Raw genomic sequence first — 13,257 nt, forward strand, 5'->3', positions numbered from 1 at the left:
AAATGTGGAAAAAAACAGCTTAAAACGGCATAGAATGTTGCATTTGACAGTGGTTTTGTTAAGTTTACATTCGTTAGAAGCTTATGCAGAGCAATCCAAGGTTAATTTTCAAACTGTAAAAGATAACGTTCAAAATCTTTTTACACCAAAATCCTCAGAAGATTATCGGAAAGTTCAACTCAATGAGTTGAGTAAATTTGAATATGATCCAAATCAAGTTCAAAATTTACCGCTGATTTCAAGTCATTCCCAAGGGATTGCTGATTCCTCTAAAAAAATTACAGGGACTAGATTATCACTGTTTGATGCAGTTCAAATTGCCGTATCGAGACATCCTGAAATTTCTCAAAGTATTTCAGCACTTGCTTCACAAAATGCCAATATAGATGTTGCTAAAGCGGGTTACTACCCTCAATTGAGTGCCGGTATTTCAACCGGTGATATGACCAGTGGTGATCAACGTGGTCGTCAATTAATCAATCTCAATGCAACTCAAATGCTTTATGATTTTGGCAAAGTTAAAAGTGCTGTAACGATACAAGAAGCTCGTTTAATGGCTTCACAAGCAGAATTGTTGGTTGCGATTGATCAAATTGCGCTTGAAGTTGCAAATGCGATTGTGAATATCAGACGTTATGAGGAAGTCACGCGAATTGCGCAGGAACAGATTCGAGGTATATCTCGTATAGCTGAAATTGCCAATCTTCGTGCTAGAGCAGGGATTAGTAGTCAAGCCGATCCGATTCAGGCGCAATCTTATTTAGAAGCAGCCCAATCTAACCTAATTGTTCAAGAAACCCAATTAAACCTTTATAGACAACGTCTAAAAACGCTTTTAGGTTCAGATATTACAGGGGTTAAATTTGATATTCCTGAAAGCTTGATCTCTCGATCAAATATCTACAGTGATCCTGAGTTTAATAAAATTCCAGCAATGATGCTGGCTAAAGCGCAAGTTGATGTAGCCGCTTCTGAAAAAAGACAAACCAATTTAACGCGTTATCCTACGATTAGCGTTCGTGGTGGGGTAAATAAGGCAATTAATGGGGTTAATCCTAATAACAATAAAGATGATGGAACGGATAGTTCGATTATGTTAGAGGCCACCAGTAACTTCTATCAAGGTGGTGCAGTAGCATCTCAAACTCGAGCTGCAAGCTATGCCGAAGAAGCTGCAAAAGCACGTGTCAATGCTACTTATTTAGAAACCATTGATAATATTCGATTAGCCCAAGAACAAATTGAGAATAAACAAAGACAAATGAAAACATTGGTTGCCCAACAGGCAACTTCAGTGAGAACCAAAGAGTTGTACCAAGAACAATATAAATTGAGTACCCGTACAGCAGTCGATTTATTGAATGCTGAACAAGCTATTCATAGTGCAAATACACAAATAGAATCAGCACGTTACGATATTTATGACAATTTAGTGCAGTATGTTTCTGCCGCAGGTAAATCCCGAGATGTCTATCAGCTTAATAACCTTTCCATTCAAGGGGTAGAGATACAACCATGAATACAAGAATAAATTATCAACCATGGTTACAGGGTGTTTTGACTGTAGCAAAGCATTACCGTATTGAAACTTCTGCTGAAAGAATACGTTTAGAGCTTAATTGGAATCAAAATCAGAGTATTGATGATGTTTTAGCATTGATGACTCGCCAAGTCGGCCTGCATCTTCGTAAAGTCGAATTTAATTCAGATCTTTTAAATCCATGGCGTTTGCCCGTTTTAGTGGGATTTAAAGATGGTCAAGTCGGTGTTATTGACAAGGCTGATTCAACTGGAAAAGTCAGTGTTCAATTGAGTGGTGATGAAGGTTTAGCACAAACATTCAGTGCTGAAATGTTGTCCCAAATCATTGACCGAGTTTATGTATTACGTCCTGAGACTTCAGTTCCAGATGCACGTATCGATGAATACATTAAACCTTATGAAAAAAGCTGGTTCTGGGAAATTGTTTTAAAAGACTGGAAACGGTATATCGATATTATGTTTGCCTCAATGTTGGCAAATATTTTAGCGTTAGCCACGATTGTATTCTCAATGAACGTGTATGATCGTGTAATTCCTGCGCAATCCATTCCTACATTATGGGTATTAGCGGGCGGTGTTTTAATCGCTGCAATTTTTGAATTTGCACTTAAATATTCTCGTTTAATTTTGTCAGATATGATCGGTAAACGTGCTGATTTACGTATTTCGGACAAAGTATTTGGTCACGCGCTACGAATTAAAAATAGTGAACGATCAAAATCTACAGGTACATTCATTTCTCAAGTGCGTGAGCTTGAGGGGGTTCGTGAACTAGTTACATCGACGACTATTACAGCTTTTGCTGATTTACCATTTTTCTTCTTGTTCTTAGGAATTTTCTGGCTGATTGGTGGCAACCTATTCTGGGTCATTCTAGTGGTTGTTCCATTAATGATCATTCCTGGATTGCTGGCTCAGAAAAAACTTGCTGCGCTGGCACAAGAAGGTATGCGTGAATCTTCGATACGTAACGCTATTTTAGTTGAAGCCGTTCAAGGTATTGAAGACATCAAACTGTTACGTGCTGAATCTCGTTTTCAGAATCAATGGAACCACATGAATGACGTTTCTGCTACGGTCAGTATGAAACAACGCAAAATTGTGGGCGTGTTGAGTTTATGGACTCAAAAGCTTCAAGGCCTGACATTTGCTATTGTTGTTTTAGTCGGTTGTTTTGCAGTAATGAAAGGTGATATGACCACAGGTGCATTGGTAGCTTGTTCAATCTTATCCTCGCGTATGTTAGCGCCAATTGCACAAATTACAGGGGTGTTGGGTCGCTATCAACAAGCTAAAACTGCGAAGGAAGGTCTTGATGAGTTGATGAAAAAACCAGTTGACCATCCCGATCGTCAGCAACTGATTCAACGTCAAGTGCTGAATGGTCAATACGAATTAAGCGGTGTGGTCTTTAAATACGGCGAAGATGATCCTAAACCAAGTGTGATTATTCCTAAATTGGTTATCAATCCAGGTGAGAAAATTGCAATTCTTGGACGGAATGGTGCGGGTAAATCGACGATCCTTCAATTGCTTTCAGGTATGCAAACAGCCACTCAAGGTAAAGTGAAGTTAGATGATATCGATATCACATTACTTGATCCTTCTGATATACGTCGTGATGTAGGATTATTGAACCAAAATGCACATTTGTTTTATGGAACTGTACGCGAGAATTTAACACTGGGTGCACCATTAGCAACAGATAACGATTTAATCAAAGCATTAACCGTGACCGGTGCAATTAACTTCATTCAAGAAAAGAAAGAAGGTCTAGATCATATTATTCTTGAGGGTGGTGTAGGATTCTCTGGTGGTCAACGTCAGGCATTATTACTCTCTCGACTATTGATTTGTGAACCTAACATTTTACTCCTTGATGAACCGACAGCTGCAATTGATGATGTTTCAGAGAAACAATTAATCGATCATATGAAGGTTTGGCTAGGTCATCGTACCATGGTGGTCGCAACGCATCGTCGTGCAGTTCTCGAATTGGTTGATCGTATCATTGTGGTTAACGAAGGTCGTGTTGTAATGGACGGGCCACGTGATCAAATTTTAAATAATAATATGCAAGCGCAAGGTTCAAATTCGGGGGCTAGATCATGAGCGAAGAATTAAAAAATGAACGTTCACTGAAAGTTACTCAGCTTGAACCACCACTACCGAAAGTGAGTGTGACCATTTGGATAGTGGGCATAGGTTTACTTGTACTGTTAATTTGGGCAAGTTTATTCAAATTAGAGGAAGTTTCTCAAGGGACGGGTAAAGTTGTTCCAACCTCTAAAGAACAAGTGATCCAATCTCTTGAAGGTGGTATTTTAACTAAGCTTGAAGTTAAAGAAGGCGATATTGTTCAAAAAGGTCAAACTTTAGCACAATTAGATCCGACGCGTTTTGCCTCTAATGTAGGTGAGTCAACCTCACTTTTAATGTCATCGCAAGCTACGGCAGCTCGTTTACGTGCTGAGGTGAATGGCACGCCCTTAGCTTTTCCAGAAGCGGTTTTGAAATATCCTAAATTGGTTCAGGAAGAGACTCAACTTTATCAGTCACGTCGTGCGAACATGGAAGAATCAATTTCAGGTTTGAAAGAAGCATTGGCACTGGTTCAGCAAGAGCTTCGCATGACCGAGCCTTTGGTTGCAAAAGGTGCTGCGAGTGAGGTAGAGGTTTTACGTCTAAAACGTTCTGCAAATGATTTACAAAATCAAATGAATGACGTGCGTAATCAGTATTATGTACAAGCACGCGAAGAACTCTCTAAAGCCAATACTGATGTTGAAACACAGCAACAAGTTATACTTGGTAAATCTGATAGTTTAAATCGTACGATATTCAAAGCACCTGTCCGCGGTATTGTAAAAGAAATTGATGTCATGACCTTGGGTGGTGTAATTCCACAAAATGGTAAATTGATGACGATCGTACCTTTAGACGAACAATTACTGATTGAAGCCCGTATTTCTCCACGAGATATTGCTTTTATCCATCCAGGTCAAGAAGCTTTAGTTAAGATTACTGCGTATGACTATTCTATTTATGGTGGGTTAAAAGGTAAGGTAACGGTAATTTCTCCTGATACTTTACGTGATGAAGTCAAACAAGATCAGTTCTACTATCGTGTATATATCCGTACTGATACAGACAAGCTGTATAACAAAGCTGGTAAAGCTTTTGCGATTACTCCAGGTATGGTCTCATCTGTTGATATTAAAACAGGATCTAAAACGATCATTGAATACTTGTTGAAACCATTCAATAAAGCAAAAGAAGCTCTAAGAGAACGATAGGTTTCGGTCACAGTTTCGATCTTTAAAAACCCGATTTCTTTAAGTCGGGTTTTTTTTGATCAAATTTAATTTATATATCAAAAAAAATGTATAATAAAGTTTTAGTTTAAACATAATTTTTTGATTAAAAAAAAATACGGATTTATTTATGTAATTTTGAAAATGTGTGACCTTGTTCATGTTATTTTTAGTGAAGCTATAATAATTATTAAGATTGACTATATTTTATAATTTATTTCTCATTTATCTAAAATTCTGTTGTCTATTTTTTCTTGTTTAAATGGATTTATTTGATTATCTTCACCAATTATTAAGCATGATTGGGTTCTTAAAATGGATAAATTGCCGTTAAATAGTTCAGCACATGAATTACATCGTGTGCGTGAATATTTTAATAATATGGACAATTCAGCTGATTATCTAATCGATGCTGAAGTAATTAAAAAAATTCAAAAAGAAGATGATCAAATTATTGTTTATACCCAAAATGATGAAAAAATTACAGTCAATCACCTTTACCACAATGAGACAAGCACATTCTTTGTCATACAAGACTCAAATCAAACAAAATCGATTGTAGCGTTTTCCGCTCTTGAGCAAGACAAAGTGATTAACCATTTTGAGATGTATACTTACGCTGTTGTTGAATCTAATCAAATTGAACAATCAAATGAATTGCAAATAGAGTTTAGTACTGAAGAATATAAGATCCAACCCTTATCGACGATCCCATCGAATCCGCTAAAGCAAACGATATCACCATTTTTAATAGATACGATTGCACCTATCATTGAATATAAACTCCAAGATAAGCAAATTACAATTCAAAGCAATGAAACTGTAGTTGTTAGAATATTAGATGATGAAGATAATGTTATTGCTGAAGGTTCAGTTCAAGCCAATGGCACCACTGATTTTAATCTTATATTTAATCGGCCTACAGAATATATTTATATCATTGCAAAGGATTACTCTGGTAATGAAACAATTCATAAAGAAAATGTCGTTGATAATATACCGCCTTATTTAATTGATCATTATGTTGATAGTGAAGGTCGACTGGTTCTCATTTTTAATGAAAAACTAGATGAGATTAATTATATTAGTCCTGAGTTATTTAATATTGTAGTAGATCAAACAAATGCCACGATTGATACAATTGAAGTTGAAGATAGTCAAATTACAATTCAACTCGATGAACCCGTTTATATGGGACAATCTGTAAGTTTGGATTATAAAGATCCAAGTGCTCAAAATGATTTTAATGTCATCCAAGATGAAAGTGGTAATGATGCAGTCGATTTTAATATCACATCACTAAATAACTATTCAAAGCAGCAGCCTGAAATCACACCGACACCTTCACAAATTGTCTTTTTTGATGATGTCGGGAATGGACAGGAGGCAGATGGTTTACCACGCATTGAAGAAATTGAACACTTAAGCGTGACCAATGATGCTGAACCCACCATAAAAGGTCAAGGTGAAGCTGGATATATGATTCTGGTTTACGCAGATGGGTCACTTGTAGCTACCACTACGGTAAACGCAAAGGGAACGTGGGAAGTTGAATCACCTTGGTTAGATGATGGGTTGCATCATTTTTCATTTGTGCAACAAAGTCCATCGGGTTTGCAGTCATTACCTACACCAGATTTCTCATTTACTGTAGATACTAGGATCGCATCACTTGAATCGGGAGATCATCAGATCACTCAAATCGAGGGTGAAAACTTTGTAGTTACGAATCGAGAAATAGATGATCAACTATTAACAGTGAAAGGGCAAATCACCGGACTAGCGTCTGACGATTATGTCTCCCACATCGAAGTCGAATTATTCATTGAACATTTAGGTCAATCGATCAGTATTACACTGGATGCAGCTGAGCTGAATACGGATGGTTCATGGACAGCCCAAATTCCTTTAGAGACGCTTGAACTTATAAGTGGTCAAGCACAGGTCACAGCCCAAGCATATATTCAAGACCATGCGGGTAATCAAGCGACGCTTAGTACGGGTGTACAACCTTTTGAAATTGCATTGAGTTACGCTCAACCGGATGCGGCTGAGGTCAATTTTGAAACCGTTCAAAATGAATATGTCCTTGAAACTGTGAGCTCAACACAGTTTCTCAACATTTTAAATGTTTCGAATCAATTAAATACTCAACTTCAAAATGGAACCTCTATTTCGATTGCAGAAAATCCAGATGCTGGGTCACGTATGGGGCGTAGTTCAACAGAGCCAACTCAATACACAGTCAACTCTGATGTAAAAGGAACAATTGTTCTGAGCTACAAGGATATGTCACTACTTTCTGTAGCAAAGTCTTATGGGATTGCACTGCAAAAATTAGATGAGGAAGGTCAGTGGCAACATCATATGGCTGCATCGTTGAACACTGACGGGGTTGTGGCATCTTTAGGTACCCAATATGCATTAGGTGCAATCGATCAAAATGGGAATCGCACTTTAACCTTTGATGGATTAGATGCAGGTGATTATCGAGTATCGACTTATATCGTACCGAGTGAATTAACCCAGTTACTGACCGATATCGAACTTAAAGAATTGGGTTCCGACGGCACGTTGTTGGGTCAGAAAAACCAAGATTTTTTACTTCAAGCGGTTTCTAAAGCATTGGGTGAAGAAAATCCTTCGACAATTGAATTGATGAACATTGTTGAAGGAGTTTTAAAAGCATTAAACACAGTCACCGTACCCATCTCTTATATTTTAGATCGTTTGGTTGATTTGCCGATTTTACGAGAAATTCTGGGTGTGCTGGATAAATTGGTAGATTCGGTTGTTGCTCCTTTGGTTACCAACACTTTAGAGTTACTGAGAAATATTGAATTTAATATTAGCTATAGTGAAAGTTATGTGACCACGACGCCAGTCCAAGGTAACGTATTAGAAAATGATTTTGCGGGTGATCCTTCAATTATATTAACGCAAGTCAGTGTATTTGATGGCTATCAATATCAAATTGTTGATATAGAACCTAATCAAAAAACTGAGATTAAAGGGCAATATGGTACTTTGATAATTGGTGCCGATGGTCAGTACAGCTATTTCGCGAGTGCATCGAGTAAAGATATCAATGCGGTAGAGTTCTTTAAATATACGGTGCGTCAAAACAATATCGAGCAAGTTACTGAATTCCAGATTAAAATTAATGGTCAAGATCAATATCATTTATCGGCTGTAAATGATGAACAGTATCTGAATTTAATGGTTGATCCGACAGTCGTCAGCCAAGATTTGAAAAGTGTTACAGCAGGAGGTTTAGCATATATTGGTTTAGGCAGTGTACTCGATCTCAATACCATTCAATTTGATAATGTGTTGCAGTTTGATGTCGCACACGATACTCAGCGCCAGATTCAATTGAAAGCTGAATCGGGTGGGGTGCAAGTGCTGACAGATTTTGATTTGTTTATTTACAAATGGAATGCTGAATTCCAGCAATATGAACTATATCAGCAGCATGCCGATTGGTTTGGTGTAGCTTTATTGGGTGGGGTATCAGACGAGTTGACCATCACTCTAGATGCAGGTCAATATATTGCGATGATTGAACCAAATCGTGGTATTAATGCATTGTATGGGTATACCCTTAAAACCACACAAGATTTATTGCTTGATTATCGTGAGCCACTGTCAGTGTATGGACAAGCTACAGGCAATGTCATCCATGATATTAATCAAAATTTGGGCAGTAAAGACTACAGCCCGAACCTTGATAAGCTGTATTTGACTGCGCTCAATGGTCAGACCCTTGTTCAGGATCAGCTTAATAATGGACTGACTGTGGAGGGTCAATATGGCACCTTAGAAATTTTTGCGAATGGCCATTATGTTTATACAGCTTATGATGAGAAACGTTTTAATTATGGTGATCAAGAAACGTTTACTTACAGCATTTATGACCCAATATTAGATCAACTACAACATGCTGAACTGACGATCACGCTTGATTTAAACGATTTTAATCCAGACATGGATACTGTGAATGTGAATCTAGAGATTGACCCGAGCGAGACGTATTACTCAAATCTAGCTGCAAGCAATTCAGTCACTTCAGGCAAGAAGTCAACTACAGGTTTTGGGGTCGTCGGTATAGGTCTTGGAGATGTTTTATCGGCTGATGTCATTTCAAGTAAGCCTGGTCTGAGCATTAAGGTCGGTCAAGGTGAGTTGGTTTCGATGCAGTTCAGTGCAACGGGAACTTCTGTGGTCGGCCTTGGAAATGTCTCCGACCTAGTCATTTATAAGAAAAATGCGCTCACAGGAGAGTACGAGCTCTATCACAGCAGTGAAAGCTTCCTGATTGTGCCGATTGCATTATTAGGCATTCCTTTAGGGGGAATCTACAACAAACCTGAACAAGTCATGTTCCCTGAAGGAGAATATGTTGCGTACTTGACGACCAACGGTGTAAGCGTGATTGGTGGAAACACCCTCACGGCCGATCATATGACAGTATATGACTATAACCAAGTCGAGCAATATTCAGGCGTTATTGAAGCGACGGTTGAAATGGAAAGTGATCAAATTGTTTCTGCTCTCAATGATCAAGCTATAACACAACAGAATCTTGTGATTCAAGGTAAATATGGTGTGTTGACCATGCAGCCAAATGGTCAATATCGTTATGAAGTAGATAACGCTATTCAGCCACCGCAGTATGGCAAAGTCGACACATTCAGTTATGTGAAAACCAACACAGTGACAGGTGAAAATGAAGTTGCTATTTTAAATATCAAATTAGCAACACTTGATGCACAAGCTGATTTGGTTGATGCGCAGGGTGAAGACTTAGCTGTTTTTTCTGCCATGACCAATAAATTCGATGAATCAATTGCTGTTTTCGATTCAACATCACTTTTATCAAAATCGAATCGTGTTCAGGCAACAGCACTGGATAAATTTTCTAAGAAAATTCACTTTAATATTTTGGATGACGGACAGTCTAAAGGTCTTAAATTGAGTTTCGAGGGGCTGGCGGATATTTCATCAGCCAAGATTGATTTATCTTACCAATTAATTATGGTCAAGGATCATACGGGCAAAACCGTGAATCAAGTAGTGCACAGCGACTCAATATCTCAAACGACACAAGCTAAGCTGAATCTAGAATTACATGATATGGCCGTCGGTGAGTATAGCCTTCAGTTGAATATGCCGGGCAAGGCGGGTTCGTTACGTTATTATGGTTATGATGTCAAAGTATTCAATCAGTTTAATGATCAATGGGCTCAAGATCCTGAACAGGACAATCCTGTGATTGAAGGTAACCTATTGGCTAATGATCAACTCAATCAGGATTTGTTACCACATACTGTACTTAAGATCAATAACAAGACCATTACTTTAGATCCGAATCTGACTCAAACTGAAATTAAAGTGACAGGTCAATATGGCGTGCTCACTTTGAAAACAGATGGACATTATACTTATCAAGCCAATGGTCAAGGTGCAGGTAAAGAAATCTTTGTGTATGAGTTAATTTCACCAACAGGTGATCGTGATAAATCAACTCTAGAAATTGAAGTCGCTCAACACATTCAAGGCTCTTACGTAGATGATGTCGTACATAGCAGTGCCTCAAATGATGTCTATTTTATGTCAGAGGGGGCGGATACGATTATCTTTGATCTACTGAATACAAGTGATGCAACAGGTGGAAACGGAACAGATACATGGGTGGACTTTGATCAAAACGATCGCATTGATATTTCTGAATTGTTGATTTCAAATCATCAAGGTCACTTGACCGATTATATTTCAGTTGAATCTGAAAATGGTAACACGGTAATTTCAATCGATCGTGATGCAAAAGCTTTTAATAGCCAACAAGTTGAAATTGCTAACCAGTTCGATTCGACTCAGCTTATCATCTTACAAGGGAAAGATATTTCTCTTGAGCAGTTGCTACAAAACAATCAAATTATTTATTAAACTCTAATTTTTATAAAAAAATCTCCTATTTATAGGAGATTTTTTTTCATAGTAAGAATAGAGTTTATAATGTAAATATGTTCCATTATTTAGCCTTATATAAATGCCTTTTACCCTTGAAAATGAAATTTATTTTGAAGAAGAGATCAAAAAAAGTCGGTTTCAAGCCATTGCAGCACCCGTTGAAAATGAGCAGGCAATAAAAGATTTTTTAGAGCGACATAAAGATATTTCGACAACTCATCAATGTTGGGCGTGGAAAATAGGACATACAGTTCGGTTTAATGATGATGGTGAGCCGTCAGGAACAGCAGGTAGACCTATACTTGCCGTGATTGAGGGCAACGAATTAACCAATGTGATTGTGCTGGTTAATCGATGGTATGGTGGTATCAAGCTGGGGACAGGTGGATTAGTTCGAGCGTATGGTGGCTGTGCAGGACAATGTCTGATGCAGGCCGAAAAAGTTGAGCTGATTGAAAAAAAAATAGTACGTTTTAAATGTCTATTTAATGAATGGTCAATTTTCCAATATGAGCTTAGGCAACAGAATATTGAATTTCAAGAAGCTTATACGGGGGAAGGCGTTGAAGTGATGGCCAAGTTACAAATTCATCAGATTCCGGTCTTAGAATTAAAAATACAAGATGTCACACGCGGACGCGAACAATTAAAAATCGAGGAGGCAGAAAATGGATGAAACGAACATTCAAGCTGAGGAATCTCGATTACTTAAATACCGTGAACAGCATAAGCATCGACTGAATTATATGCCATGGCTGTATTGGAGTTTAAAACCCAAGAATCGAGTTTGGGCTGAGCAATGGCAAAAAGAGTATCAAGCCTATTTGATGGATATGGAAACAGTTGAGATTGGTCAAAATAGTTTTATCTCGCCTTTAGCACATATTTTTGCTGAACCAGGTCGAAAAATTATTATTGGGGATAACACTTTCATCGCAGCAGATTGTACTTTACATGGGCCCCTAGAAATTGGAAATGAAGTCGCCATCAATCATCACTGTATTTTAGATGGGGGGCGAGTAGGGATTAAAATTCATGATCAAGCGAGATTGGCTGCCTATTGTCATCTATATGCTTTTGACCATGGTATGCAAGCGGATCAACCCATTTATAAGCAAGCTGTTCGATCGCAAGGTATCGAAATCGGTCAAGACGTTTGGCTAGGTGCGCATGTAGGGATTAAAGACGGTATTAGAATCGGTGATCATGCTGTGGTAGGAATGAATAGCATGGTAACCAAAGACGTCAATCATCATGAAATAGTCGCAGGTAACCCTGCAAAGTTTATTCGATTAAGAGAATGATTTTAAAAAAATATCTATCTAATTAAATGATTTAAAAAAGAATTACACAAAACAGCTTAATTCTTTGAGAACTTATGTTAAGTTAAAATTAATATAAAAAAACACCTGAGCTTGTAGGGAGGCATTATGAATCGTGTCATTGCTTGTATTGACTCATCCCCATGTATTAATGCTGTCGCAGATGCAGCAGCATGGATCGCACAACAAACCCAAAGAGAGTTAGTGCTCCTACAAGTGCTCGATTATTATCCTGCAAGTTATCACCTCGGTGAAATTAGTGGCGTGATTGGTTTTGAAAGTAATGCAATGTTACTTAAGGAGTTGGCTGAACTTGAGCAAAAACAAAGTGAACTCGCCTTGGATTATAGCAACAATTTATTAGGGCATATTTCAGAACGTATTGAGGAAAATTACGGACTTAAAGCCACCCAAATTCAAGAAAAAGGCGATTTTTTAGAACAAAGCTTCAATGTGTTGAATGAACAAGATATTGTTTTAATTGGTCGAGTCGGTGAACGTTCCGCAGAAAAAAATAAAGGTATAGGCAGCAATGTTGAAAACTTTATCCGAGGGGCGAGATGCACTGTAATGACTGTTGGAGAAACCTTTAAGCCACCAACGCGTTTTATTTTCGCCTATGAAGATTCTCCGACATGCAAAGATATGATGAAACGTGTTGCTAAAAGTGATTTGCTGAGACAATTACAATGTCACTTACTTTATGTGGGGGATCATCCAGAGGTACTCGAAATCCCAACCGAATTTTTACTCAATGCTGGTTTGAATGTCGTGGTTGAATATCGTTATGGTGATGTAGCAGAAAATATTTTAGATTATCAAAATGAGCATCAGATTCAATTGATTGTATTAGGGGCTTATAGCCGTAGTAAGGTTCGACAGTTTTTCTTAGGAAGCATCACCACAAATATTTTCCGGAATTCACCTGTTCCATTATTAGTTGCAAAATAGAGTCGCAAAATAGAGTAGCAAGATAAGAATGGATTATTGAGATCATTTGAAAGGTCATATTACTTGAATAGTCTATATTTTTGATCGAGATAAAAGCTTCATACTTATCAAAAAATATGTAGCTAATCGCTTAGATTATTTTATGTTCTATTTAA

General features: G+C 37.8%; 7 protein-coding genes. All 7 read left to right on the forward strand.

The features are described 5' to 3' along the window. Window positions 1–34: 34 nt before the first annotated feature. The 7 genes from AC5YD2_RS11680 (at window position 35) to AC5YD2_RS11710 (ending at window position 13,102) form a co-directional block, all read left to right on the forward strand. The gene (locus tag AC5YD2_RS11680) at window positions 35–1,519 is read left to right on the forward strand and encodes a TolC family protein (RefSeq protein ID WP_496126498.1); all 1,485 of its coding nucleotides are present in this window, start codon (window positions 35–37) and stop codon (window positions 1,517–1,519) included. Beyond that, complete coding sequence (locus tag AC5YD2_RS11685; protein ID WP_496126499.1) at window positions 1,516–3,654, forward strand: type I secretion system permease/ATPase; 2,139 nt, start codon at window positions 1,516–1,518, stop codon at window positions 3,652–3,654. Before AC5YD2_RS11680 ends, AC5YD2_RS11685 begins: the two co-directional genes overlap by 4 nt. Continuing rightward, the gene (locus AC5YD2_RS11690; RefSeq protein ID WP_496126500.1) at window positions 3,651–4,838 is read left to right on the forward strand and encodes a beta-barrel domain-containing protein; all 1,188 of its coding nucleotides are present in this window, start codon (window positions 3,651–3,653) and stop codon (window positions 4,836–4,838) included. The genes AC5YD2_RS11685 and AC5YD2_RS11690 overlap by 4 nt, the downstream gene beginning before the upstream one ends. Before the next feature lie 333 nt (window positions 4,839–5,171). Beyond that, window positions 5,172–10,805 carry a type I secretion C-terminal target domain-containing protein gene (locus AC5YD2_RS11695; RefSeq protein ID WP_496126501.1) on the forward strand — a complete coding sequence of 1,878 codons (5,634 nt, stop codon included), beginning with the start codon at window positions 5,172–5,174 and terminating at the stop codon, window positions 10,803–10,805. 103 nt (window positions 10,806–10,908) lie between these two features. Next, window positions 10,909–11,505, forward strand: coding sequence for an IMPACT family protein (locus tag AC5YD2_RS11700; protein ID WP_496126502.1), 597 nt, complete (start codon window positions 10,909–10,911; stop codon window positions 11,503–11,505). Next, window positions 11,498–12,133 (forward strand): acyltransferase, encoded by a 636-nt coding sequence (locus AC5YD2_RS11705; protein ID WP_496126503.1) that lies wholly within the window; start codon window positions 11,498–11,500, stop codon window positions 12,131–12,133. The genes AC5YD2_RS11700 and AC5YD2_RS11705 overlap by 8 nt, the downstream gene beginning before the upstream one ends. A gap of 126 nt (window positions 12,134–12,259) precedes the next feature. Beyond that, complete coding sequence (locus tag AC5YD2_RS11710; RefSeq protein WP_496126504.1) at window positions 12,260–13,102, forward strand: universal stress protein; 843 nt, start codon at window positions 12,260–12,262, stop codon at window positions 13,100–13,102. Window positions 13,103–13,257 lie beyond the last annotated feature (155 nt).

The sequence above is a fragment of the Acinetobacter sp. CY73 genome, from assembly GCF_059515865.1.

Excerpts from the sequence above, each read along its gene's own strand:
- AC5YD2_RS11680 (WP_496126498.1), top strand. The coding sequence starts at position 35 with ATGTTGCATTTGACAGTGGTTTTGTTAAGTTTACATTCGTTAGAAGCT.
- AC5YD2_RS11685 (WP_496126499.1), top strand. The coding sequence starts at position 1,516 with ATGAATACAAGAATAAATTATCAACCATGGTTACAGGGTGTTTTGACT.
- AC5YD2_RS11690 (WP_496126500.1), top strand. The coding sequence starts at position 3,651 with ATGAGCGAAGAATTAAAAAATGAACGTTCACTGAAAGTTACTCAGCTT.
- AC5YD2_RS11695 (WP_496126501.1), top strand. The coding sequence starts at position 5,172 with ATGGATAAATTGCCGTTAAATAGTTCAGCACATGAATTACATCGTGTG.
- AC5YD2_RS11700 (WP_496126502.1), top strand. The coding sequence starts at position 10,909 with ATGCCTTTTACCCTTGAAAATGAAATTTATTTTGAAGAAGAGATCAAA.
- AC5YD2_RS11705 (WP_496126503.1), top strand. The coding sequence starts at position 11,498 with ATGGATGAAACGAACATTCAAGCTGAGGAATCTCGATTACTTAAATAC.
- AC5YD2_RS11710 (WP_496126504.1), top strand. The coding sequence starts at position 12,260 with ATGAATCGTGTCATTGCTTGTATTGACTCATCCCCATGTATTAATGCT.